This is a genomic window from Erythrobacter sp. F6033, from assembly GCF_023016005.1.
In the GTDB taxonomy this organism is placed as follows: Bacteria; Pseudomonadota; Alphaproteobacteria; order Sphingomonadales; family Sphingomonadaceae; genus Erythrobacter.
Genome location: NZ_JALKAZ010000001.1, coordinates 836533 through 861561 on the forward strand (window position 1 = coordinate 836533; position 25029 = coordinate 861561).

21 protein-coding genes are annotated in these 25029 nt (G+C 55.8%); 11 read left to right on the plus strand and 10 right to left on the minus strand.

The window, feature by feature from the left end:
• Window positions 1-13: 13 nt before the first annotated feature.
• Entirely contained in the window at window positions 14-1672 is a 1659-nt protein-coding gene (locus tag MWU39_RS03880; protein WP_247158660.1) for a pentapeptide repeat-containing protein, read from the minus strand.
• Window positions 1673-1819: 147 nt separating this feature from the next.
• Window positions 1820-4015: an excinuclease ABC subunit UvrB gene (gene uvrB, locus MWU39_RS03885; RefSeq protein ID WP_247158661.1), complete on the minus strand. Its 2196-nt coding sequence runs from the start codon at window positions 4013-4015 to the stop codon at window positions 1820-1822.
• 83 nt (window positions 4016-4098) lie between these two features.
• Here uvrB and MWU39_RS03890 point away from each other — a divergent pair, with 83 nt between their 5' ends.
• The 7 genes from MWU39_RS03890 (at window position 4099) to MWU39_RS03920 (ending at window position 10355) form a co-directional block, all read left to right on the plus strand.
• Window positions 4099-4641, plus strand: a complete 543-nt coding sequence (locus tag MWU39_RS03890; protein WP_247158662.1) for a DUF3617 domain-containing protein — start codon at window positions 4099-4101, stop codon at window positions 4639-4641.
• A gap of 43 nt (window positions 4642-4684) precedes the next feature.
• On the plus strand, window positions 4685-5428 hold the full coding sequence (locus MWU39_RS03895; protein WP_247158663.1) for an alpha/beta hydrolase: 744 nt from the start codon (window positions 4685-4687) through the stop codon (window positions 5426-5428).
• A 76-nt stretch (window positions 5429-5504) separates the two neighbouring features.
• Window positions 5505-6944, plus strand: a complete 1440-nt coding sequence (locus MWU39_RS03900; protein ID WP_247158664.1) for a circularly permuted type 2 ATP-grasp protein — start codon at window positions 5505-5507, stop codon at window positions 6942-6944.
• Complete coding sequence (locus MWU39_RS03905) at window positions 6944-7888, plus strand: alpha-E domain-containing protein (RefSeq protein ID WP_247158665.1); 945 nt, start codon at window positions 6944-6946, stop codon at window positions 7886-7888. The genes MWU39_RS03900 and MWU39_RS03905 overlap by 1 nt, the downstream gene beginning before the upstream one ends.
• Before the next feature lie 10 nt (window positions 7889-7898).
• Complete coding sequence (locus MWU39_RS03910; RefSeq protein ID WP_247158666.1) at window positions 7899-8744, plus strand: transglutaminase family protein; 846 nt, start codon at window positions 7899-7901, stop codon at window positions 8742-8744.
• Window positions 8745-8804: 60 nt separating this feature from the next.
• The gene (locus MWU39_RS03915) at window positions 8805-9563 is read left to right on the plus strand and encodes a proteasome-type protease (RefSeq protein ID WP_247158667.1); all 759 of its coding nucleotides are present in this window, start codon (window positions 8805-8807) and stop codon (window positions 9561-9563) included.
• 171 nt (window positions 9564-9734) lie between these two features.
• Window positions 9735-10355 (plus strand): LuxR C-terminal-related transcriptional regulator, encoded by a 621-nt coding sequence (locus MWU39_RS03920; protein ID WP_247158668.1) that lies wholly within the window; start codon window positions 9735-9737, stop codon window positions 10353-10355.
• Between the two features lie 67 nt (window positions 10356-10422).
• On the opposite strand, the gene MWU39_RS03925 is transcribed toward MWU39_RS03920, so the two are convergent.
• From MWU39_RS03925 to MWU39_RS03950, 6 genes are all read right to left on the minus strand, one after another.
• Window positions 10423-11187 (minus strand): extensin family protein, encoded by a 765-nt coding sequence (locus tag MWU39_RS03925; protein WP_247158669.1) that lies wholly within the window; start codon window positions 11185-11187, stop codon window positions 10423-10425.
• 114 nt (window positions 11188-11301) lie between these two features.
• A complete protein-coding gene (locus MWU39_RS03930; RefSeq protein ID WP_247158670.1) occupies window positions 11302-11685 on the minus strand; it encodes a VOC family protein in 384 nt (127 codons plus the stop codon).
• An 80-nt stretch (window positions 11686-11765) separates the two neighbouring features.
• On the minus strand, window positions 11766-12485 hold the full coding sequence (locus tag MWU39_RS03935) for a cytochrome c biogenesis CcdA family protein (RefSeq protein ID WP_247158671.1): 720 nt from the start codon (window positions 12483-12485) through the stop codon (window positions 11766-11768).
• Window positions 12486-12512: 27 nt separating this feature from the next.
• The gene (locus tag MWU39_RS03940; protein WP_247158672.1) at window positions 12513-12914 is read right to left on the minus strand and encodes a thioredoxin family protein; all 402 of its coding nucleotides are present in this window, start codon (window positions 12912-12914) and stop codon (window positions 12513-12515) included.
• 98 nt (window positions 12915-13012) lie between these two features.
• Window positions 13013-14488: a sodium/proline symporter PutP gene (putP, locus tag MWU39_RS03945; protein ID WP_247158673.1), complete on the minus strand. Its 1476-nt coding sequence runs from the start codon at window positions 14486-14488 to the stop codon at window positions 13013-13015.
• Window positions 14489-14536: 48 nt separating this feature from the next.
• Window positions 14537-15319, minus strand: coding sequence for a hypothetical protein (locus MWU39_RS03950; protein ID WP_247158674.1), 783 nt, complete (start codon window positions 15317-15319; stop codon window positions 14537-14539).
• 100 nt (window positions 15320-15419) lie between these two features.
• Between MWU39_RS03950 and MWU39_RS03955 the strand changes: the two genes are divergently transcribed.
• Window positions 15420-16301, plus strand: a complete 882-nt coding sequence (locus tag MWU39_RS03955; RefSeq protein WP_247158675.1) for a LysR family transcriptional regulator — start codon at window positions 15420-15422, stop codon at window positions 16299-16301.
• A gap of 77 nt (window positions 16302-16378) precedes the next feature.
• A complete protein-coding gene (locus MWU39_RS03960) occupies window positions 16379-17155 on the plus strand; it encodes an SDR family oxidoreductase (RefSeq protein WP_247158676.1) in 777 nt (258 codons plus the stop codon).
• A 172-nt stretch (window positions 17156-17327) separates the two neighbouring features.
• Here MWU39_RS03960 and MWU39_RS03965 read toward each other — a convergent pair whose 3' ends face one another.
• Complete coding sequence (locus tag MWU39_RS03965; protein ID WP_247158677.1) at window positions 17328-19538, minus strand: SIR2 family protein; 2211 nt, start codon at window positions 19536-19538, stop codon at window positions 17328-17330.
• Between the two features lie 75 nt (window positions 19539-19613).
• Window positions 19614-21446: a translational GTPase TypA gene (gene typA / locus MWU39_RS03970; protein WP_247158678.1), complete on the minus strand. Its 1833-nt coding sequence runs from the start codon at window positions 21444-21446 to the stop codon at window positions 19614-19616.
• A 406-nt stretch (window positions 21447-21852) separates the two neighbouring features.
• Here typA and MWU39_RS03975 point away from each other — a divergent pair, with 406 nt between their 5' ends.
• Both MWU39_RS03975 and MWU39_RS03980 read left to right on the plus strand, forming a co-directional pair.
• A complete protein-coding gene (locus MWU39_RS03975) occupies window positions 21853-24471 on the plus strand; it encodes a TonB-dependent receptor (protein WP_247158679.1) in 2619 nt (872 codons plus the stop codon).
• A 130-nt stretch (window positions 24472-24601) separates the two neighbouring features.
• Window positions 24602-24991 (plus strand): DUF805 domain-containing protein, encoded by a 390-nt coding sequence (locus MWU39_RS03980; RefSeq protein WP_247158680.1) that lies wholly within the window; start codon window positions 24602-24604, stop codon window positions 24989-24991.
• Window positions 24992-25029 lie beyond the last annotated feature (38 nt).

Consider the following 25029-nt stretch of genomic DNA (forward strand, 5'->3'; position numbering starts at 1 on the left):
ACCAATTGTATAATCAGCCTCTGAACCTCTCTTGCTCGCTTCGCGCGAAACCGCGGTCGACCCACTGCTGTCTTAACTGAGTTTGCTCTTCTGGTGTCATTCGATCCCAATCCGCACTCAATGCGGTCTTTAAGCTTATCGAGGAGTTACTGAAAAGACCATGCGGCGGGATTTCAATACCCTGCAATTCCGCATCGTTCAGCATGATCATCTTCGATGGCTTGGCCTTGCCTTTCAAGTTTCTTAGCTTGGCTGAGGTGAAGTCGAAATGATACATTTCACATTCTTTGACATAGAAAATGTCGATGAAGGCCTTTCGAGCAGTTGCTTGATCTATGTTGGAATGCGCAAAGCTTACATGCCTCAGCGTGGCACTATCGAAATGGGTTTTCTTGATCGTTGCGTGATCAAAGCGAGCGTAGTCCAGGCTGCTGTGGTTGAATTTCGAATCCACGACGGTTGCCCCAATGAATCTAGTACCGAGGCTGTCGGCCGAACGCTCATCGCCACAATTGCGCGTGTAAGAGAAATTGGCACCGATCAGACTGGCTCGATCGAAGATCGCACCAGAAATATCACAACCGACCAGGCTTGCCCCGTCTAACTTACAGTTGAAGAAGCTGGCGCCAGATAGATTGGCAAAGTCCAGTTTCGCACCAGAAAGGTCTGCATAAGCGAAGGTCGCCGACTGCAGGTTCGCCTCTTCAAAATGCGCTTTCGTCAACGAGGCACCTAGAAATGAGCACTCGGACAAATCGAGTCGGCTGCAAATGGCACCCCTGTTGAACTCTTGTTCCGCAAAATGAGACGTTACAAAATTCAGATCGCGTCTGAAGATACGATCAGCTTCATCTTTAAGTAGAAAACGCTCGGCTTTTGTTATTGGCCCGATTTGCGACTGGGTTTTATCGAACTCTCTCGAAATGTCGGCGTGCTGGCGCTCCACTTCAGCCATGAGATCGGGTCGAGTTTCCGGCGGGATACGCGTCTCTTTCGCGAGGAGGTTTTGGATGGTTGAATACCCGTTGACGGTCGCGCTCGTTTCAAGCCGCGCCCGCAACAGTTCCCATGCTGGTCGGCGAAAGCTCACACCATACTCACCGCGTAAGAACGGCCTGAGCTGGTGGACCGCGGCGATTTGCAGAGTTGAACGAGACTTCTTTGATAACGACTTGTTGAGGGCACCAGCCGCGCGCAACTGTATCTCTTGAAACTCTTTGAGGTTGATGTCTTTCCGCTGGTTTTCCAAGTTTGCCCTAGCATTGAAATCTCGAAAAGCCCACAAAACAAAGGCCGCTGGAGCTGCAACGAAAACCAGAATGGGCTGAGCCAGATTGCTCCAGCCCAGATCGTTCTCTGGCCAAAGCGTGTCGAGCCAGGCTGATAGCTTCCCATTTGTCGGCTCCGATGTGCCAACAACTTCGATAGCGTTCATCGTTTCGACGATCGAAAAGAAACCGAAAAGCGGGATACCCACACCGATAAGTATGAGAACAACTGGCCTGGTAACAGTCTCGATTATGGCACGCAGGCTAACCTGTTCGTTCCAAGCACGAGTGAACAGTATCCAACGGATACGAATCTTGACCCCAACTTTGAAGAGAGTCTTACTTTCATCGCAGCGATCAATTAGCCAGTTTCCAGCTTTTCCAATTGCATCAAAGATCGCCAATCGAAAAATATGAAGAAGAGACAGTAGGCCAAAGAATAGAAGAAAGTTAATTAGTAGTGATCGCATATGAAAAATTCGGTTTTCAAGATTTCCTGAATTTTTCTAAATGATGGTATTTCAAGATGTATGCAAGACTAACACGTTATTTTACGGCTTCCCACCCATAAATTTCGTCCGCTTCTTCCCGTATTTCGTCTTACGCGTGCCAGGGCGACCTGCATCTGACCGGCCAACTTTCGGCGCTTTCTTCTCGCTATCGGGCAGGCCCAGCTCGTCATTCTCCAGCCGCCGGATTTCGTCGCGTAGGCGTCCGGCTTCTTCGAATTCGAGGTTCGCGGCGGCGTCGCGCATGCGTTTTTCGAGGTCTTCGATGTAGCTGCGCAGATTGTGGCCAACCATATTGTTGACCTGATCATCGCCAGTATCGACCACCACGCCATCTTGTGAGGCGGTGTGGGCGACGATGTCGGCAATGTCGCGCTTGATCGTTTGCGGCGTGATACCGTGTTCTTCGTTGTAGGCGCGCTGTTTCTCGCGGCGGCGATCGGTTTCGGCCATCGCGCGTTCCATGCTGCCGGTGATCCGATCGGCATAGAGAATGACTTTGCCATCGACGTTACGCGCAGCGCGGCCAATAGTCTGGACAAGCGAGGTTTCGCTGCGCAAAAAGCCTTCCTTGTCCGCGTCCAAAATCGCGACTAGTCCGCATTCGGGAATATCGAGCCCTTCGCGCAGCAGGTTGATCCCGATCAGCACGTCGTAAACGCCCATCCGCAGGTCACGGATCAGCTCGATCCGCTCCAGCGTCTCAACGTCGGAGTGCATGTAACGAACGCGAACCCCCGCCTCGTGCATAAATTCGGTAAGGTCTTCCGCCATCCGCTTGGTCAGCGTGGTGACAAGCGTGCGGTAGCCTTTCTTGGCCGTCGTGAGGCATTCCTGAATGCAATCCTGCACCTGATCCTCAACGGGGCGGATTTCGACCGGCGGGTCGATCAGGCCGGTGGGGCGAATAACCTGTTCGGCGAACACGCCGCCGGTCTGTTCCATTTCCCAATTGCCGGGCGTTGCTGAGACGCAGAAAGTCTGCGGGCGCATCGCGTCCCACTCGTTGAACCGCAATGGACGGTTGTCGATGCAGGATGGCAGGCGGAAACCGTATTCGGCGAGCGTGATTTTGCGGCGGTGATCGCCTTTGGACATCGCGCCGATCTGCGGTACGGTCTGGTGGCTCTCATCCACGAATAGCAGCGCGTTTTCGGGCAGATACTCGAACAATGTGGGCGGCGGTTCACCTGGCAGGCGGCCCGTCAGAAAGCGGGAATAGTTTTCGATGCCCGCGCAAGATCCGGTTGCAGCGATCATTTCCAGATCAAAATGGGTGCGCTGTTCAAGGCGCTGGTGTTCGAGCAATTGCCCCTCGGCCTCAAGCTCCTTCAGCCGCTCGGCCAGTTCAAATTTGATCGCTTCTGCCGCCTGCTTCATCGTCGGTCCGGGCGTCACATAGTGGCTGTTGGCGTAAACCCGCACGGTTTCCAGAGACGCGCCTTTTTCGCCGGTCAGCGGGTCAAACTCGTTGATCTCTTCGATGTCGTCGCCGAAGAAACTGATCCGCCAGGCCATGTCTTCGTAGTGGCTCGGGAAAATCTCCAGATTGTCGCCGCGCACCCGGAAAGTGCCGCGCTGGAACGCAGCATCGTTGCGCTTGTATTGCAACGCGACAAGCTTGCGGATCAGTTCGCGCTGATCGACGGTGGCGTCTTTCTTGATGTCGAAAATCATCGCCGAATAGGTTTCGACCGATCCGATACCGTAGAGGCACGATACCGAGGCAACGATGATCACATCGTCGCGCTCCAGCAGAGACCGCGTGGCCGAGTGGCGCATCCGGTCAATCGCTTCGTTCACGCTCGACTCTTTCTCGATGTAAGTGTCGGAGCGCGGGACGTAGGCTTCGGGTTGGTAATAGTCGTAATAGCTGACGAAATACTCGACCGCGTTGTTCGGGAAGAAGCTCTTGAACTCCCCGTAGAGCTGCGCGGCGAGGATCTTGTTCGGCGCAAGGATCAGGGCGGGGCGTTGAAGCGTCTCGATCACCTTGGCCATCGTGAAGGTCTTGCCCGAACCCGTGACACCGAGCAGAGTTTGCGTCTGGTCGCCGGCAAGCGTTCCCTCGACCAGTTCCTTGATCGCTGTCGGCTGATCGCCCGCGGGTTCATAGTCAGAGACAAGCTCAAACTTTTTGCCCGGCATGCTCTTTTCAGGGCGGTTGGGGCGGTGCGGGGTGAAGTCTTCGCTGGTGTCCGGCTCTTCCAGCCCGCGTCTGATGATCAATTCGGCCATGGCAGTCATATGGGCGCAGATGAGGGCTTGCTCAAGCGTTCGTGACACTTCAACAAGGGGTAAGCACATTGGAGGGAATTTTTATGCGTATTCAGACTGTTTTGATCACCGCTTCGGCGCTTACTCTTGCCGCCTGTGGCAGCCCTGGCGGAGATGCGGACACGGATGGCGACGGTGTTGTATCGGCAGATGAAGCAGAAGCTCTCTCCAATGCGGCAGGCGATGACATCAAACCGCTTCCAGGAAACTACAAGGTCGAAACCACATTCGTGAAAGCCGAAGGCCTGCCGAAGGAAATGCTCGATATGATGAGCGCATCGATGGGTAACAGTATGGAATTTTGTCTGACCCCTGAAATGGCGGCAGAAGGTTTTGGCCAGCGTCCAGACCAAGAAGATGACGGCTGCACGATGGAAAAATATGTGATCGACGGCAACAATATGGACATGGCGATGTCTTGCACGGCGCCGGATGGATCGGGCCCGATGACAATGGGTATGTCGGGTACGGTTAGTCCGACAGAATCCGATCTGGTCATGACATCCAAAGGCATGATCCCCGGCATGGATGACGCAAGCATCGAAATGCGCGTTCAACAGACGCGGATCGGTGATTGTGAGGAGTGATTTTTCACTCCATATTTAGCCGAAAGTGCTAAAGCGTTACGTGATGACGAAAACTGACATCACCTTGCGCGAACGTTTGCGGCTTGCGCTGCAAAAAATAGAAGGCCCGGCGCCCGCGCGTCCGGGCCTTCGGCATATGCTGGGCGAAGCAACATATCCGTTGTCTCCGATTGCCGTCCGTGTTCGGCCAGCGCCGCAGGTGGAAAAGGCCGCTAAGCCTAAAATCGTGGTGATGTTGCCCGGATTTGTCGCGACACCGCGCACCATGCAGTACCTCTCACACCAGATTGAGCGTGCTGGTCACAAAGCGAAAAACTGGAAGCTGGGTTTCAATTCAGGCCCGACATTAGAGCGGGTTGAGGCTTTGGAGCAGAGGCTGCTCGAAGTGCGTGACAGGTACGGGACCAAGCCCGTTCTGCTTGGGTGGAGCTTGGGAGGGATGTTTGCCCGCGAACTGGCGCATCGTCAGCCGGATGCGGTTTCAAAAGTGATGACGATGGGGTCGCCGTTTTCGGGTGATCCACGCGCCAACAATGCGTGGAGGCTTTATCAATTCGTCGCAGGCCATCCGGTCGATGCACCGCCGATAGAGCGGCGTGAGGGCACAAAGCCTCCGGTTGAAACGGTCGCGCTTTGGAGCGATCGGGACGGAGTGATTGCACCGGACTGCGCGCGCGGTGAAGCGCATGAACGAGACCGCGAATGCATGGTCGATTGTACCCATATGGGCTTTTCTTATGCGCCAGAGGCTATTCGTGCAGTTCTTTTGGAACTTGATCGCGATTGAGCCTTTGGTTTCTTACGCTATCTTTTTCCGGTGCAGCCCCTACGCTGCCCGAATGTAATCTGGGATCGGGGGATCAATGGTCGGCAATTCCGACAAGTTTGACGAAATGTATGACGCGGGCGGCGATACCCGTCCGGCATATGCCGATTATTGCGCATGGTATGATGACCAAGACACCAAGTGGCTGCAGCGAAAGAATGCGGAGGCCGATGACAGTTTCCGTAAAACCGGCATCACGTTCAACGTCTATGGCGAAGACGAGGCCGAAGAACGGTTGATCCCGTTTGATATGGTGCCGCGCGTCATCACGGCGCCGGAATGGCGCAAGCTCACCCGCGGGATCGAACAACGGGTGAGGGCGCTCAACAGCTTCCTTTACGATCTCTATCACCGTCAGGAGATCATCCGTGCCGGGCGCGTGCCAGAGCGGCTGTTCCGTCAGAACGAAGCGTGGCTGCCCAATATGGTTGGCTTTACACCGCCCGGGGGCATTTACACCCACATCGTCGGTATCGATCTTGTCCGCACGGGCCCCAATGATTGGTTCGTGTTGGAAGACAATGCGCGCACGCCTTCGGGTGTGTCCTACATGCTGGAAAATCGCGAAACGATGATGGGGATGTTCCCCGAACTGTTTAGCCGTGTTCCGGTGGAAACCGTTTCCAATTACCCGCGCCGTCTTGCGCGTTCGCTCGCTGCGTGTGCTCCGCCTGCCTTTGCCGAGAGCGGTCGGAAGAAACCCAACGTCGCGGTTCTAACGCCGGGCATCTACAATTCAGCCTATTATGAGCATGCGTTTCTGGCTGATCAGATGGGTGCGGAGCTTGTCGAAGGCAGTGACTTGCGGGTCGTGAACGGTCTTGTGCACATGCGCACGACCAGCGGGTTTAAACCGCTCGACGTGCTGTATCGCCGCGTCGATGATGACTTCCTCGACCCGCTGACATTCGAACCGTCCAGTATGCTGGGCGTGCCGGGCATCATGGACGTTTACCGTTCCGGCGGGATCACGATTGCGAATGCTCCCGGAACAGGGATTTGCGATGACAAGGCTATCTACTCTTTCATGCCGGAAATCGTCGAGTTTTATACTGGTGAAAAGCCGCTTCTGCCCAATGTCGAAACGTGGCGCTGCGCCGATGATGATAGTCTTGCCTATGTGCTCGACAATCTTGACGAACTGGTTGTGAAGGAAGTTCACGGGTCCGGTGGTTACGGCATGTTGATCGGCCCGACAGCCACCAAGAAAGAGATAAGGGAGTTCCGCAAGAAGCTCGAAGCGAACCCTGAGAATTACATCGCGCAGCCGACGCTTTCGCTGTCGACATGCCCGATCTTCACCAAGAAGGGCCTCGCGCCGCGCCATGTCGATCTGCGCCCTTATGTGCTGGTTTCGCCAAGCGGGATCGACATTACGCCGGGCGGATTGACCCGGGTTGCTTTGAAAGAGGGATCGCTGGTGGTGAATTCCTCACAAGGTGGCGGCACCAAAGATACATGGGTGCTTAAAGACTGATGCTGGGTAGAACTGCCAACGGATTGTTTTGGATGTTCCGCTACCTTGAGCGGGCCGAAAACACTGCACGTCTTCTTGAAGCGGGCCTTCGCATGGCGCTGACCCGTGATGTTCAAACAGCAGAGGAAGAATGGCGCTCCGTCATCACCACCAGCGGCCAACGCGCGCTCTATGAAGCCACAAATGACGGTTATGACGGGCAATCGGCCTGGAACTTCATCCTGCGCGACAAAGACAATCCGGCCAATGTCCGCGAGATGTTTGCGTCCGTGCGCACCAATGCGCGGCTGGCGCGTACCGAAATTTCAAGCGACGTTTGGGAAGCGGTCAACACCAGTTGGATGGAGTTGGACAAGCTGCTGACACGTCCTGTCAGCCAGAGTGCAATTGGTGATGTTGTCGGGACAATCCGGCGCGCGGGCACTCAGGTACACGGGGCCTTTGACGGGTCGATGTTGCGCAACGAAGCGTATCATTTCGCGCGCGTCGGCACTTTTATTGAGCGCGCGGAAAGCACTGCGCGGATCCTCGATATGAAGTACTTCCTCTTGCTGCCTTCGCTTTCCTATGTCGGATCGAGCCTTGATACCGGACAATGGGATCAGGTGCTGCGCTCGGTTGCCGGCGCGCGCGCTTATACATGGCTGAACGCAGGACAGATCGACGCGCGCGGCATTGTGGAATTTCTGGTGCTGGATGACCGGTTTCCGCGAAGCCTTGCTTTTTGCCGGTCTGCGCAGCGGGACAACCTTGCCGCGCTTGCCCGGATGCACGGGGCAGAGGGCACCTGCAACGAATTGATGCGTGAAGCAGATATGGACATCGCGGAAATCACGGTTGAGCAGATTTTCGAGCGCGGTCTGCACGAATTCCTCGTCGACTTCACGGCTCGCAATGCCGCGATAAGCAGAGCTATCGCCGAAGACTACAGGTTCCTAGCATGAGGTATCCGGCATGAGATTGGCGATCCGTCACACCACCCGATATGTCTTTAAAGAACCTGTTGTGCATGCCCTGCAAAGGCTGCGTCTGACGCCTAAGGAAACGCAGGGTCAGAAAATCCTCAAATGGGATATGACGTATGAGAACGCTCATGATGAGCTCGAATATGAGGATGAGCATCACAACACGGTAAACCTGATTTCGGTCGATGGCGGGGCAAGCGAGGTTACAGTGACCTGTACCGGATCGGTCGAAACCGAAGACGAAGGCGGTGTGATCGGCCGGCATTCCGGACATTTGCCGCTTTGGAGCTTCCTCGGGCAGAAAAAGCTTACGAAGCCGGGTGTCAAAATGCGCGCCTTGATCCGCGAAGTCGGGCAGCCGCAGGACGGTGACAGGTTGGCTTACCTTCATAGCCTGTCTCGGATGATCGCGGATCAAGTGAAATATCAGACTGGTACAACCGGTGTGACAACCACCGCCGAAGAGGCTGTCGCATCGGAGCAGGGCGTGTGTCAGGATCACGCGCATATCTTCATTGGCGCCGCGCGATCCGTCGGAATTCCAGCCCGCTATGTCAGTGGCTATCTGATGATGAATGACCGGATTGATCAGGAAGCAACTCATGCGTGGGCAGAGGCGCATGTGGACGGGCTCGGCTGGGTCGGATTCGACATTTCCAACGGGATCAGTCCTGACCCGCGCTATGTCCGTGTCGCCACAGGACGGGATTACCGTGATGCCGCACCAATCACCGGGATCAGCTTTGGCGGTTCAGAGCAAATCCTCACCGTTGATATCGCGGTGGAACAACAGCACGAAATCCATCACGGGCATAACGAACAGCAGCAGCAATAATGCTATGCGCGCGCGCCGTTCTCCTGTAACCGCCCGCTCCCGTATCTCGGAGAATCCAAAATGACCTATTGCGTTGGCATGGTGCTCGACAAAGGGCTGGTGCTGATGAGCGATACCCGCACCAATTCGGGCGTCGACAACATCTCTGTATTCCGCAAAATGTTTCACTGGCAGGTGCCGGGCGAGCGCATGATCGCTGTGATGACAGCAGGCAACCTTGCGACCACTCAAGCGGTGGTTAGCCAGCTTGAAGAGCGCACAAAAGAGCCAGAGGACCGTGAGAACACGCTGCTCAATGGCAAGACGATGTTCTCTGTCGTGACTGAGATTGGCAAGCTGCTGCGCACAACCATCGAAGAACGCCAGCGGGCCAATGGTGACCGGGGCAAAGGGCGCTTTACGGCATCGATCATCGTAGCCGGGCAAATCGCTGGCATGGAGCCGCGCCTGTTCATGATCTATCCCGAAGGCAACTTCATCGAAGCCAGCTGGGACACCCCGTTTTTCCAGATTGGCGAGACCAAGTATGGCCGCCCGATCATCATCCGCGGATATGATCGCGATATGAATTTCGAAGACGCGGCAAAGCTGTTGATGGTGTCGTTCGATTCCACGCTTAAAGCCAACCTTTCGGTCGGATTGCCGCTCGACCTGCTGGTCATCGGAAAGGATGACTTTGCGCCAACGCACGAGCATCGCATCACTCAAGACGATCCGTATTTCAGCGAAATCTCGTCAGGGTGGGGGGCTGCATTGAAGTCTGCATTTCATTCGCTCCCGGACTACAAATTTGATTCGCAAGTCCGAGAAACTTCGTAACTCGGGCTTTCACTCAGTAATTCGCGCTAGTCCCGGAGCCATTTTAATCCATTCTGGACCGAAACTTACCGCTCGGGCGTGATCACAATTCTGGAATCTGGTTCCAAAACCTCTCCGGTTTGGATCATGTCCCGCGTGAGTTTTGGTTAATTTACGGCACTTACTTTGCGCATGACACGCAAAGCCACACTCCATTTCATCGACTCATCAAGCCGCAACCGTGCAGAGCTTGCAAGGGCTGGATTCTCACTAGGACACCATTCAGAAGTGTATGGGGACCTATCCGAGCTTTCGTCACATCCGCCACGCGAAGGCATCATTGTCGCCCGTGATACAGTCGAAGAAGGCGGCGTCGCTATGATCCTGGAACGCCTCAGCCGGCTTGGTATCTGGTTGCCGTTGATCGCCGTAGAAGAGCAGCCGCGCCCTGGTCGAATAGTTGAGGCGATCAAGGCCGGTGCGCTCGACTATCTTTCGTTGCCGCTTGATCAGGACCGCTTTGCGCGGTGCCTAACGCGGATCGAAAAAGAGGCGGAGATCTATGGCGCTGCAAGACGGCGTATGATCGAAGCAAGAGACCGTATTTCCAGCCTCTCGGGTCGCGAGAGGGAAGTGTTGGAATGGCTTTCGGAAGGAAGCAGCAACAAAGTGATCGCGCGTGAGCTCGATATCAGCCCGCGAACGGTCGAGATTCACCGTGCCAATATGATGAACAAGCTGGGTGCAAACCATGCTGCAGAAGCAGTGCGGTTAAAGCTGGAGGCAAAATTGGAGCCGCGTCAGGACGCGTAGGCCGTCTCTTCGAAGCCCCCTAACTAGACGCCTCCGTTGTGCCCCCAGCGGAGGCGCTTTTTTGGTCTTAGCGGCAGAATTTTGCGCCGGTGCCTTCCAAGTGGAAGTGGTCAGCATGCGCTCGGTTGTATTCCGGGCCCAATACTGTGCCAAACCGCTTGCAGGCACTTTTGTGCACGACGCGAAGAAATTCGCGCTCTGCCGGGGTTCCGCTGTCCCAATCACCTTTTAGGCTGATCCGCCGACCATCTGCCAACATGAAGCCGGAAACGTCGATTGCACCCGCTGTAGCATGAGCCGATTTGCGGTTCGATCCGGCCACATTGCGGCAGGAATAGCTGCCCATCGTCTCGATCCGTTCCAGCGGGCTGCCGAGAATTTGGCGTGCAGCGCGGTCAACGCCAAAGCGCGCCCAAGCGTTAAACGCCTTGGCTGTGCGGCATTTGACCGGACCGATATTGCTGACGCCAAACCGGTTGGCATCGCCGGAAAGCGCGGACAGTTGAACAGTGCCAAGCTTGTTACATCCAGGCGCAGCGTAGGTATCCGGGATCGGATTGAACTGTGCACCTGCTTGATTCAATTCTGCGAGGCAGCTTGCGTCTGCAGCGTTGGGCGCGATGCTTTGCGGTGTCGAGGCAAAGCGGCGCGGCGCTGGCGCTGGCGTGCTTGTGCGTGTGGGCGTTTGAGTGCCGAGCTTCGCGCGCGCAGCGGCATAGTCTGGTGTCGCTGAAGAGGGCGCGCTGGCGCTGGGTATCAGGCTACTGCATCCACCAAGAGCCACAGCGCCTGCAAGCGCCATCGATTTCCGAAAGATCAAATGGGTTTTCATGACTAAGGGGCAATACGCTGGCTTGGTTACCGAAGGTGCAAAAGGTAACCTTAACGCGTATTAACCCTGATCATCGGATTAACGGCTCGCTCAGCCGTTCGGCGGATGCGGTGATTAGGGCAATTCTTCCGCAACCTGTTCCCAAAGCTCGATTTTTATGCCGTTCGGATCAAGGATCCAGGCGAATTTGCCGTACCCTTCATCGGCGGTATCGAGAACCTTAACGCCCTTTTTAGCCAATCCTACGCAAAATCCATCAAGGTCATGGACGCGCAAATTAATCATAAATCCGCCTTTGCCCGGCTTGATATATTCGTCATCTTTGAAGTGGCTGATCAGGGAATAGGGATTGGGCTTAGGCTCATCTGACCACGCCATTTGCGGCCCATATTCCCCGTCCACGCCCAGCATTTCGCGGTACCAAGCCCGCGTCGCTTCTGGGTCTGCAGCCACGTAGAATACGCCGCCTAACCCCGTAACTCTTGGTGCGTCGCTCATCAATCTGTCCTCCCGTTGGCCTGCGCGAACTATGTCGCAAAGCCTCGTTTCAGGGAAGGGGCGATAATGGCGCCTCTCGCTTAAAAACGCGTCGTGAACTCAATCAGGCCCTGCGGCAAGCTGTCCAACAGGGCGATCTCGATGACCTTATCAAACCCGGTGAGGACCATCACGCCCACGATCAAGAGAGCGATCCCGAACAGCGGCTTCCCGTATTTGGCAAGGGTCTGCATCGTCTTACGGCGCTCTCCCAATGCCTTGCGTGAGCCATAGGCGAAGGCAAGCACGCTGGTCGCCACGCCAAGGCCGAAGATCAGGAAGATAAAGAAGCTGCCGATCAGGTTTTCACCCTGACTGGCCGCGGCAATCGCCACGCCAAGTGTCGGGCCAACACACGGAGCCCAGACGATGCCAAGGAGCAGGCCGATTGCGTACTGACCGCCAGCGCCGTTTCCGCTCAGCTTTGCGAGCCGCTGATTGCCGAAGTTGGAAATCGGCGCGGCCGCGGCGCTGAGTGCAGCCTGCGCCTGAGGCACGAGTAGGACGAAGCCCGCGATCGCCAGCATGGCTCCCGCAAAAGTCCGCACCGCGTGCTCGTTTATGCCGAGCGAGTAGCCGAACGCGATCACGACGAAGCCGAATAGCGTAAAGCTGGTCACCAATCCGCCTGCCAAGGCCAGCGGCCCAAACCGGCTCTTGCCCAGCGCCGATGCGACAAGGATCGGCACCAGCGGCAAGACGCACGGGTTAAGGATCGTCACCAATCCGGCGACGAAAGACAGAAAAGCGCTTCCGATCATGATTTCAGCCTGATGGTAGGTCGGGCGTTAGAGGGCGCCCAACACCTTCGCCCGCAGACGGGTGCGATTGGTTTCCGCGATCGAGCGGACGACTTCGGTTTCGCCGTTGAAGACGAGGATGGTCGACTGGCGTGGGATGCGATGCGCGCGCAGAAACGCCTTTTCGTCGTCAAAATTGACCTTCACGAACAGCGTGTTGCCGTTCTGCTTTTCCTTGCGAAGTTCTTCCATGATCGGCGCCTGAGCGCGGCAAGTTGGGCACCAGTCCGCATAGACATCAACAACGATGGTCTTGCCTTTCTTCTGAGCCATCATGAATTCCCCGGCATCATAGGTTTGCCAGCCGTTCGCACTGGCCTGCGCAGAAAGCTGCATCGTGCCGAAAATCGCAGCACCGATAATGCCGACAAGGATGAAAAGACGGGTCATGGGTAGAAGCTCCAGAATCGTTGAGGGGCCAGCAAAGTGCCGACCTGTTCAAGAGGGTGTTCGAACGCTTAAACGAGCTGGTTACAGCCGCGGCAAAATTATTCTGCCGGTGCAGCAACCGCGCCATTTCGCGTCGCTTTGCTCAAGACAACAATCGCAATCCATGCGGCGATAAATCCGGGCACGATTTCGTACAGACCCTGGCCGCCAATGAAGTCTGCATTGAGACCCAGCGCGATCCACAGACCGACGACGAGTGCGCCCGTGACTAGTCCCGCAACGGCTCCGGTCCCTGTCATTCCGCGCCATGTCAGCGCCAGAATAATCAACGGGCCGAACGCCGCGCCAAACCCTGCCCAGGCGTTGGAAACCAGACCAAGCACCTGACTGTCAGGATTGCTCGCAATCACCATCGCAGCGATCGCCACCAAGGCCACGCAGACGCGCCCGACATTTACGGCTTCGCGCTCGCTTGCTTCCTTGCGCAGGAACAGGCGGTAGAAATCCTCTGTCAGCGAGCTGGAACTGACGAGCAATTGTGAGCTGATCGTGCTCATGATCGCCGCCAAGAGCGCGGCGAAGAGGAAGCCTGTGATAAGCGGGTGGAACAGCAATTCGGATAGGATGATGAAGATCGTTTCAGGATCTTCGACAACCACTCCGTTTTGTTCGGCGTATGCGCGTCCGGCAAGGCCCATACCGACCGCGCCGACCAGAGAAATAGCCATCCATGAAAGGCCGTATGTGCGCGCGCGGGCGACTTTTTCGACCGTATCAATCGCCATAAAGCGCACGATGATGTGAGGCTGACCAAAATAGCCCAGGCCCCAGGTCACCGCACTAATAAAGCCAAGCGCGGTGAGACCTTCCGTGAGGCTCAAGAAGCCCGGCTGAGCCACATCGGATAATGAAATGCCCGCATCACCGCTGCCATACATCACGACGAGCGGCATAAGGACCAGCGCGATCATCATGATTATGCCTTGGACAAAGTCGGTGAGGCTGACGGCCAGAAATCCGCCCACCATAGTGTAAGCAAGCACGATGCCCGCGGTAATCACGATGCCGAGCATGTAGTCGCTCATGCCGAGCCCCGGGAGCATGCCTGCAAATGCTGTCTCGAACAGCTTACCGCCGCCCACCAGTCCAGCGGCGGTATAGACGGTAAAGAACATTACAATCACGACCGCACAGATAACGCGCAGGGCAATGGCTTTGTCGGGAAAGCGGTTGGCGAGAAACTGCGGAATAGTCAGCGCATTGCCAAGCTCTTCGGTCTGTTTGCGCAAACGCGGCGCGACGATAAACCAGTTCGCAACCGCGCCTGCAAACAGTCCAATCCCGATCCACGCTTCGACCAGACCGGCGGCATAGAGAGCGCCGGGTAGGCCAAGCAGCAACCACCCTGACATATCCGACGCACCGGCGCTAAGTGCGGCAACCGAAGGCGGGAGATTCCGCCCGGCAAGCAGGTAGCCTTCGCTATCAGCGGTCGATTTGCGCCAGGCATACAGGCCGATGGCGATCATCAGGACGAAATAGAGCGCGAGGCTCAGAAGAGTTGCAGTTTCCATATTGAGGCGGCGGTTAACATCTCGCCGCCACATTGGCTACCGACGCGCTTATGAAGGGGCTTTGAGCCAATAGAATTCAACCCGTTCAATGCTCGTCCCGAAATACTGCCTGTGATCGAGATATTCTTGTGATGCCTGAACCTTGTCGAAGCCATCGGTGGTTTCCCATTCAACAAATGTCAGTTGATGCGGTGCGGCCGGATCGGATGCATGGGCTTCCATCGATGGGTTGCGCATTTTGTAGATGAAGCGGCCGCCCGACCGCTCGACGGCGGATTCGATACCTTCGAGATACTTGTTGTAGTCGCCTATCGCTTCATCAGTTTTCAGCCACGCGACGAGCACGGTGTAATGCTTCGATGGATCAAATTGCAGTTTCAGATCGTCTTGCAGTTCGACACTGTAGACCTTCAATTCGCTCCATGCATCTGGCCTCGTTGCCTTGATGGCTGGCCAATCGGGATGTTTCGCAAAGGCATCAACGGATGCTTGGTCAGGCCATGAGAAGAACGAGAAAACCTCCGGGTCAAAATCGCTGATGACTTTTCGGTTGACGTTCAATTGGCCGAGGCGCTGAAAGCCAAAACTCTGCGCGATTGGGAAGGCGGTTTGGCCGTATTTGCGCGCAGCGGCCTGACCGTCGTCCCGCAGCTCTGATGCAATCACTTGCAGGACTTCCCCGCGCTTCATCTCGACCTTAAATCCGGGTTTGGGCACCTCTTGCTTGGCCGGTGCAGGCTTGTTGTCCTGCGCCTGTGTGGTCGGAGTTAGAGCGAAGGTGCTGGTAAGCAATACGGTGGCAAGTAGCGGGGCTTTGCGAAAACTGATCATCGGGGGACTTTCGTTAAATTGGTGGGGTTGCGCACCAATACCGCACAAAAGCCGCAGGTCCTGGCTAGATTTCTCGGACATTTGGTGCAAAATCGTTCCAATGGAAGACTGGGATGATTACCGCTTGATCCTTTCGCTTGCGCGATCCGGGTCTCTGCGCGCGGCGGCGGCGGATATGGGGCTGACCCATACGACTGTGTCGCGCCGCTTGGCAGTTTTGCAAGATACGCGCGGGCTGCTGTTTGAAAAGTCTCCGGGCGGGTATGCGCCTACAACTCTTGGGTCCGCATTGATCGAGGTGGCTGAGCGGATTGAAAGCCTCACACTAGCGGGACAACGGCATCAAAGGGCGGCCGATCAGGACATATCCGGTGTGATCACACTGTCTTTGCCAGAAGCGATTGCCCAGTATCTATTGCTGGAAGATCTGATCGAGTTTTCGCAAGTCTATCCGGCTATCGATCTACGGGTCGAGACAAGTTATCGCTTTGTGGATCTCGACAGGTCGGAGGCGGATGTCGTGGTTCGCGGAGCGCAGGAGCCGCCCGAACACTTGGTTGGCCGGCGACTGTTCCCGAACCGCGTGACCTATTACGGGAATCGGGACTATCTGAACTCAACCCCGGAAGATGAATTGATCTGGATTGCTCCCAACGCCGAGAGCCGGACACCCGGTTGGTTGGAAAATTCGCCATATCCGAACGCCCCGATTGGTCTCGCGATTGATGATATCACCGCCCGGCATCGCGCTCTTGTAATGGGTCTCGGCCTAAGCCGCGGCGCGTGTTTTATGGCCGACCCCGAACCCTCGCTCGTAAGGCTTACCGCAGACGCTCCGGATGCGCTTCAGGATATTTGGGTTCTGACCCATCCCGATTTGCGTGACACGCCGCGGATCAGGGTGCTGATGGATTTCATTGTGAAGGCGATGACCGAAAAGAAAGCGCTGGTTTCGGGCGATACAGGATTGAGGCCTGCTTAGTTTGACAATGGGCGCCATTACGCCAAGCTGGCGTTGAGAACATTCTGCTTCATTCACCTTTCCGGAAGGCAATTCCCATGACTCAATCGACGCGCTTTACAGGCAAAACTATCATCATCACCGGATCGTCTACCGGTATCGGTGAAGGCATCGCGCGGCGATTTCACAGCGAAGGTGCAAACGTCGTCATCAATGCTCGCAATGCCGAAAAATGCGCGGGCGTCGCGGAAACGCTGGATCAGGATCGGACTCTGGTGGTCGCTGGCGATGTTAGCAAATCCGCCTTTGCCGAAGAAATCGTTGCGAAGACGGTGGACCGCTTTGGCGGGCTCGATCACCTCGTCAACAATGCCGGTGTCGCGGATCAGGGCATGCTGCAAAATATGAATGACGATCGCATTGACCGCGTGATTGATATCAATGTGAAAGGGGTTCTCTACCTTTCCCGAACCGCAATCCCCGAACTGATCAAAACCAAGGGTTCGATCATCAATATTTCCAGTGTTTCCGGCACTGGCGGAGATTCGATGCTGCCGCTTTACAACGCCTCAAAAGGGGCGGTGTGCAACCTGACACGCGGCCTCGCTTTGCAGCTTGGCGCGCAGGGTGTGCGGGTCAACTCGATCAACCCCTCTGTCACACGTTCGGATATGGTGAACGAGATCATCAACAATGAGGGCGCGATGAAGATGATGTTGAACCGCATGGCGCTGAAACGCGTTGGCGAACCGGAAGACATCGCCGCCGCGGCAGCGTTCCTCGCCAGCGAGGACGCCAGCTTCATCACCGGAGTGAACCTGCCCGTCGATGGCGGGGTCAGCGCATCGAACGGTCAGGCGAATTTTATGGGGTAGGCTTAGGCGATTCGCGCAAGTTTTGGTGAGTTAGTTGATGAAGTACATACTTGGCGTGGTTTCTTACGGACATTTCCGTCTCCTCGGATAAGCGCGCGGGTGATCGACAGTTTGAAAGAGCCGATGCGAAGTTACCAAGCGCGCGCCGTGTAGGAAAATCAGGCAGAAACGGTCAGCAAGAGCAACCGCACCGCTTCATCGCTGCTTTGAACTCGGGCGTTGTCCGGATTTTTGCAAAGTCCGGATCGGAACAAACATGTTCGCAGCCAGGCCAGTCGACTGCAAGGGAGAACGATTGCTCCACCAATTCAGATGCCGTCGCCGGCTCGCCCATTAGTGATGCGAGGCAAGCTTGATTATAGAGACTGGACCCGGGCAATAACTCTTCTGCAGCGGCGAACTTTTCTCCTGCTTGAGCGAAGAGCATATCGGCCTCGCCGCCCTGCTTGGTTTTCGCTTGATCCAAGAGGGCGGTCCCCCAATTACTTAGAGCTTCATGTTGGTCGGGCTTGATCTCAAGCGCAGCAGCGAATTTTTCTGCCGCTTGTGCAAAGAGGGCATCGGCCTCGCTACCCTGCTTGGTTTTCGCCTGATCCGAGAGAGCGTTGCCCCAATTACTTAGAGCTTCATGATTGTCGGGCTTGATCTCAAGCGCAGCGGCGAACTTTTCTGCCGCTTGTGCAAAAAGCGTATTGGCCTCGCCGCCTTTCTTGGTGTTAGCCTGCTCTAAGAGAGCGGCGCCCCAATTGTTAAACGCCTCATGCTTGTCGGGCTTAATCTCGAGCGCAGCGGCGAACTTTTCTCCCGCTTGTGCAAATAGCGCATCGGCCTCGTCGCCTTGCTTGGTTTTAGCCTGGTCCGAGAGAGCGCTACCCCAATTGTTAAACGCTTCATGCTTGTCGGGCTTAATCTCGAGCGCAACGGCGAACTTTTCTGCCGCTCGTGCAAATAGCGCATCGGCCTCGTCGCCTTGCTTGGTTTTCGCCTGATCCGAGAGAGCGGTGCCCCAGTTGTTTGGCGCGACATGCTGGTCTGGCTTGATCTCAAGCGCAGCGGCGAACTTTTCTCCCGCTTGTGCAAAGAGCGCATCGGCCTCGCCACCTTTCTTGGTGTTAGCCTGCTCTAAGAGAGCGGCGCCCCAATTGTTAAACGCTTCATGCTTGTCGGGCTTAATCTCGAGCGCAACGGCGAACTTTTCTGCCGCTCGTGCAAATAGCGCATCGGCCCCGTCGCCTTGCTTGGTTTTAGCCTGGTCCGAGAGAGCGGTGCCAACCATGATTGCTGCCCATGCTGACAGGTCTTTCGTCGTTTCACTTAAGCTAGCGTCAGGTCCAGGATACAGCTTATGCGCTTCGGCGAAATCACCTTTGGCCATGAGTTTCGACAGTTCTTCGGCCAGATTGTCCTGGTCATTTTGCGCGCTATCGGCATCGGACAATTGTTTTTGAGCAGCCGCTAAAAGGTCAGGGTCACCCAAGTCCTCCAGATCGGCGTATGGCCGGAGTCCGGCGAGGATATCCGACATATGCTCGAACGGATTTGCCAGAAAGCTTGGAGGATCCAGGTCAAGTTTATTGGCCAGTTCGGTGAAGAACACATCGGCTGGTTTCTCTTTCACGACAAAACAGTTTTCCAAGGCAAGAAGCTTCTCTTGAACGCTCTTGGCTGGGTTGGAGTCGCTGTGGCACACCCAATATAGGCCGTGGTTGAAGGGCGCCAATTCGGCGATCTTGTCGATCAATGGATCGTTTTCACCGCTGTAACCGGCGATAATGACGGGCCTGCCCTTCATAACCGCATCCAGCACCGGCTTTATTCGCTCAGCCTGATCGTTCAATTTTTCTTCGGTATTCAGCAGTGCAAAGCCAGTGTGCTGACCATGCAAATGGAAAATCGCACTGCCTTTTACAAATGATCGGTCAAAACTGATTTGGTTGTCTTGCTCATCGCGAAGCCCGGCTAAATCGTAAATGGCCGGGAAACGGTGAAAAATTGCACATGCACGCGAAGCCAAAGGATCGAAATTGGTCGTCAGGATCGCGTTGATTATTTCGGACTTCTCCAGTCTCGCGATGCCAATATGGGCCCAGTTAATTTTGGCCCCATCAATGTCCGCTCGGATAAGCTCTACTTGCTTGGCAGGAGGTAGCGCGGCCATACACTGTGCGTAACCGGGCTTTTCACCCTCGGGTGCTTCGCGGCACGCTCTATCGTATACGTTGGTGTAGCGTTTTTCGATCCGGTCGACGAAGTCTCCCGCAAGGCCAATCCCGGCGCTGAACGAAACTCCCGCTCCAATCAGCAGACATGCTTGTTCACCTTGCGGTCCGCAGTCGCGGATTACATCAGCAATTTCACCAACAGTTCTTTCGACTAACGCCACTTAGATGCCCCTGATACTTCGTAAAGCAAAGAGCGGAAGAAAAAGGGTTAAGTCAATAGTGTAAAGAAGGCTGCCTTAACCTTCCTTCTTACGCTTCGCTTTCTTGCGCTCGTGCGGGCAGAGGAGCGTTTTGCGCAGGCGGATCGATTGCGGGGTTACTTCGACCATTTCATCGTCATCGATGTAAGCAATCGATTGTTCCAGCGTCATCCGGCGCGGCGGGGTGAGGCGGATCGCGTCATCTTTACCGGTCGAGCGGACGTTGGAAAGCTGCTTGGCCTTCATCGGGTTCACTTCGAGATCGTCCGGCTTGGCGTTTTCGCCGATGACCATGCCTTCATAGACTTTCATCGCCGGGCCGACGAACATCTCGCCGCGCTCTTCGAGCATGTTGAGCGCGTAGGCGTTGCTTTCGCCGTCGCCGTTGGAGATCAGCACGCCGTTGTTCCGGCCACCGACGGCGCCTTTATACGGGCCGTATTTCTCATAGAGGCGGTTCATGATGCCGGTGCCGCGCGTGTCGGACAGGAATTCACCGTGATAGCCGATCAGGCCGCGTGACGGCGCGGAGAAGGTGATGCGGGTCTTGCCTTGGCCAGACGGGCGCATTTCGTTGAGGTCGGCTTTACGCTTCTGCATTTTCTCAACGACGGTGCCGGAATGCTCATCATCCACGTCGATTACGACGGTTTCGTATGGCTCCATGCGCTGGCCGTCTTCTTCGCGGAAGAGAACTTTCGGACGCGAAATGCCGAGCTCAAAGCCTTCGCGGCGCATTGTTTCGATCAGCACGCCGAGCTGCAATTCGCCGCGGCCTGCGACTTCGAATGCGTCCTTGTCGTCGGCTTCGGTCACGCGGATCGCGACGTTGGTTTCTGCTTCACGCAGCAAACGGTCACGGATCATGCGGCTGGTAACCTTGCTGCCTTCGCGGCCAGCCAGCGGGCTGTCATTGACAGAGAAGCGCATTGCGAGCGTTGGCGGGTCAATTGGCTGTGCGGCGATCGGTTCGGAAACCGATGGATCACAGATCGTGTTGGACACAGTCGCTTTTTCCAGACCGGCCATCGCGATAATGTCGCCCGCCTGTGCTGTTTCAACCGGAACGCGCTCCAGCCCGTCAAAGCTCATCAGCTTGGTTGCGCGGCCGACTTCGACGACATTGCCGTCCATATCGATGGCGTGGATCGGATCGTTGACGTTGATCGTGCCGGACTGGACGCGGCCCGTCAGAACGCGGCCCATAAAGTTGTCACGGTCGAGCAGGGTGGCGAGGAAACTAAACTTGCCTTCGGTGTCCAGGCCGGGTGAAGGGACGTGTTCCGTGATCAGCTTGAACAGCGGATCAAGCGTGCCCTCGCGTGCGGTTTCATCTTCGCTGGCATAGCCATCACGGCCCGAGGCCCAGAGTGATGGGAATTCGAGCTGTTCGTCAGTGGCGTCGAGCGATGCGAAGAGGTCAAACACTTCGTCGAGAACTTCTTGCGGGCGACCATCAGGACGGTCGATCTTGTTCACGACGACAATCGGGCGAAGGCCCAGCGCAAGCGCCTTACCCGTTACAAACTTCGTTTGCGGCATCGCGCCTTCGGCGCTGTCGACGAGCAGGATAACGCCGTCGACCATGCTGAGGATACGCTCAACTTCGGCGCCGAAATCGGCGTGGCCCGGCGTATCGACGATATTGATGCGGGTGGTTTCGCCTTCATGCTCCCACTCGACGCTGGTGCATTTGGCGAGAATAGTAATGCCGCGCTCTTTTTCGAGATCGCCGCTATCCATGGCGCGCTCTTCAACGCGCTGGTTCTCTCGGAAAGTGCCCGATTGGCGGAAGAGTTGGTCCACAAGAGTGGTCTTACCGTGGTCAACGTGGGCAATAATTGCGATATTTCTCAGCGAAGAGGACATGAGCGTAAAATTCCAAGTTCAAGCGCCGGATCGCTGAATGCAGACCGGCATAAAGACGCGAAGTGCGATTAGGGCGTGCGCATTGCGGGAATGCGACAGATAAAGTGACGCTACGGAACGCTTTACAAGCATGACTTGCTGTTGCGTTGCAGCATTTTGCGCGCGCCTAGCGCAGGTGCGCGAGTTCGGCAAGCTTTGGCGATTACTCGGCGTGTGTTTGTGGTGCAAGGCAGTGTGTCGGTGTTGCAACAAATCCCCGTAACACGAGGGATTCTGCGGGTTTCGCGCTTGTCGCATACGTAAGCGTAGCCTACTACGTTAGCCAATCGGGTGGAAGGTTAGACACGTCTGGGGACGTGTGCCGTTACGGCAACCGAAGCTCGAGGGATATTGGAGAGGAGCTTCCATGCGTTCGATTTCAACCGGCACAGCCGGAAAATACCGCTTTACCTTGCTTGCAGGTGCAGCAGCTTTCGCCGTTTCGGCACCAGGCGTTGCCTTTGCGCAAGACCTTGAAACTGATGATGATACCGAGCTTGAAGCTCCGGCGAACAACAATCAGATCATCGTTACCGCATCCAAGCGTGAAACCACGCTTCAAGAAACACCGATTTCGGTTTCGGTGACCAGCGGTGAAACACTCGAAAACGCGCAAATCCGCGACGTTCTCGACCTTCAGACAGTCACCCCGTCGCTCCGCGTTAGCCAGCTTCAGACTTCGTCGGCATCGACTTTCATCATTCGCGGTTTCGGTAACGGCGATAACAACTTCGGCATCGAGCCATCGGTTGGCGTGTTCATCGACGGCGTGTTCCGTTCACGCTCGGCAGCTGCTCTGTCTGATCTTCCAAACGTTCAGCGCATCGAGGTTCTCAACGGCCCGCAATCGACACTGTTCGGTAAGAACGCGTCGGCAGGTGTTATCTCTGTCGTGACGCGTGAGCCTCAGTTCGAATTTGGCGGCGGCATCGAAGCTGTTTACGGCAACTTCAACACCTTCGTTCTTAAAGGTGATATCACCGGCCCGATCACTGAGAATATCGCATTCTCAGTCGACGGCAGCTATCAGCGCCGCGATGGTTACGCGACCATCGTCAACCTCGATGAAGAGCAGAACAACCGTAACCGCTGGTCGGCACGCGCTCAGCTCCTGATTGAGCCGACACCGGATTTCAAAATCCGCGCAATTGGTGATTATTCACGTATCGACGAAGTCTGCTGTCAGGTCAGCACACTTGTTTCCGGTCCGGTAACGGGCGCAATCAATGCGGTTGGCGGTCAGCTTGATACTGATTTCTTCAGCTACAATGCGTTCCTGAACTTTGTCCCTACCAACGAAGTCGACAATTATGGCGGCTCGGTTCAGATGGACTATCAGGCTGGCCCAATCTCGATCACATCGATCACAGCCTATCGTGAGCTGAAGAACTTCTTCCTCTCGGACATTGACTACACCAGTGCGTCACTCGCCACCGAAACACGCGATCAGGAAGTCAAAACCTTCACTCAGGAATTCCGGGTCGCGTCAGATTTCGACGGTCCGATCAACTTCCTGCTTGGCGGCTATTACTTCGATGAAAGCATCTCGCAAGACAGCGCTATTCAGAACGGCGAAGACATTCGCGATGTATTTGAATTGCTGGCTGGCGGTGACCCTGCCGATGTTCTGTCGGGCGCGCCATCGGTTTTCAACGGCGTGGAACAAGGCCTTGGCCTTGCTCAGGAAAGCATTTTCCGCACGCCCCTGCTTTCGGAAGAAACCTTCCGTATGGAAAACACATCGTATTCCATTTTCGGTACGGTTGATTTTGAACCGACGGACGGTCTCGTTTTCACAGCGGGCTTTAACTACACCGACGACAGCAAAGACTTTGCTCTAAGTCAGGTCAGCCCGGACCCATTGGGTCAGGTCAATCTGGTCGATGCGTTCATCACTGGCGCGACCGCTGCGAACCCGTTGCTGCCGACCGTGACAAGCAGAGCCGAATTCCAAGCGCTGCCTCAGGCGGTGCAAGATTCGCTCATTGCTGCCGCGCTTGATCCAGCGGTGAACCCGCTGATCGGTCTTCAAGGGTTCCAGTTCCAGCCACCGTTCCTGACCATTCCGAACGCGGTTGAAGACGGCCGGACCAATGACGATAAGCTCACCTATCTGTTCCGCGTCGCGTATCAGGTATCAAACGAAGTCAACGTCTACGGCAGCTACGCCACCGGCTTTAAAGCCAGCTCGGTGAACCTGTCGCGTGACAGCCGTCCTTCGAATGCGGACTTTACCGCAGGACCAGGTGGCTCGACCTTCGCGGCACCTTCTTCGCCAATTCTTGATGCAGGTCTGGCAATTCCAAACCTCAGCACGGGTTCGCGTTTTGCAGGACCGGAAGAGGCAGAAGTCTACGAAGTCGGCATCAAGGGCCAGTGGGACGGCTTTGGCTTTAACCTCGCGCTGTTCGACCAAACCATTCAAGGGTTCCAGAGCCTTGCCTTTACCGGCACCGGCTTTGCGCTCCAGAATGCTGGTCAGCAGTCGGTCAAAGGTTTTGAAGTGGATATGACGATCATCCCAACGGATGGTCTTGTCCTGACCTTTGCCGCAACGCACCTCGATCCGCTGTTTGATGACTTCCCCGGAAGTGTCCTTGGCGATCTCAGTGGTGTTCGTCCGGCAGGTATCCCGGAATGGGCGATCTCGACTTCGGCGACTTACACGCACGAATTCGACAGCGGCACCGCTCTGGTAACGCGCGTCGATTACAACCACGAGAGCAACGAGAACATCAATAATGGTCTTCCGACCTTCAACGCGGCATTGGGCAACACCCAGCTGTTCCGCCGCGAAGTGAACCTGCTCAACGCATCGGCTACGCTGAAGTTGAACAATGGTCTCGAAGTCGGTGCATTTGGTCGTAACTTGACCAACAGCCAGTACATCCTGACCGTCTTTGACGGCGTTGCACAGGCCGGTACGGTTTCGGGTTATCCAAGCCAGCCACGCACATATGGCGGCGTTGTCCGCTTCAAGTTCTGATCCCATACGATCAGATTTGACCTAAATCGGGGCCTTGCTGGAAACAGTGAGGCCCCATTTTTATGGGGCTTCGTATTGTAATCATGCGCGTATTGTGGTCGTTTGCCGTTTCCACAGAAGGGGATGTAAGATGGAATGGATGTTGATGCCGCTAAAGCGGTATGCGGATTTCTCCGGTCGTTCGCGCCGGAAAGAATACTGGATGTTTATCCTAGGCGTCATAATCGTCGCGGTAATTGTAGGCCTTATCGAAGGTGTCACCGGCATGGGTGGTTCGATTGGCGGCGTTTATGGACCGCTTTCGATGCTTCTTATCGTGGCCATCATTATCCCTAGTATCGCAGTGCAAGTGCGCCGTTTCCACGATCAGGATAAGTCCGGTTGGTTTGTCTTGCTCGGCTTCATCCCGTTCGTTGGCGGCATCATCGTGCTGGTGTTTATGTGCCTTGAGGGTACGAGAGGTGAAAACCAATACGGGCCCGATCCTAAGGGTGCGGGTAACACGGACGTGTTCGAATAACGCCTAGCGTTCTTAGAGAATTACCGAAGGGCGGGGCA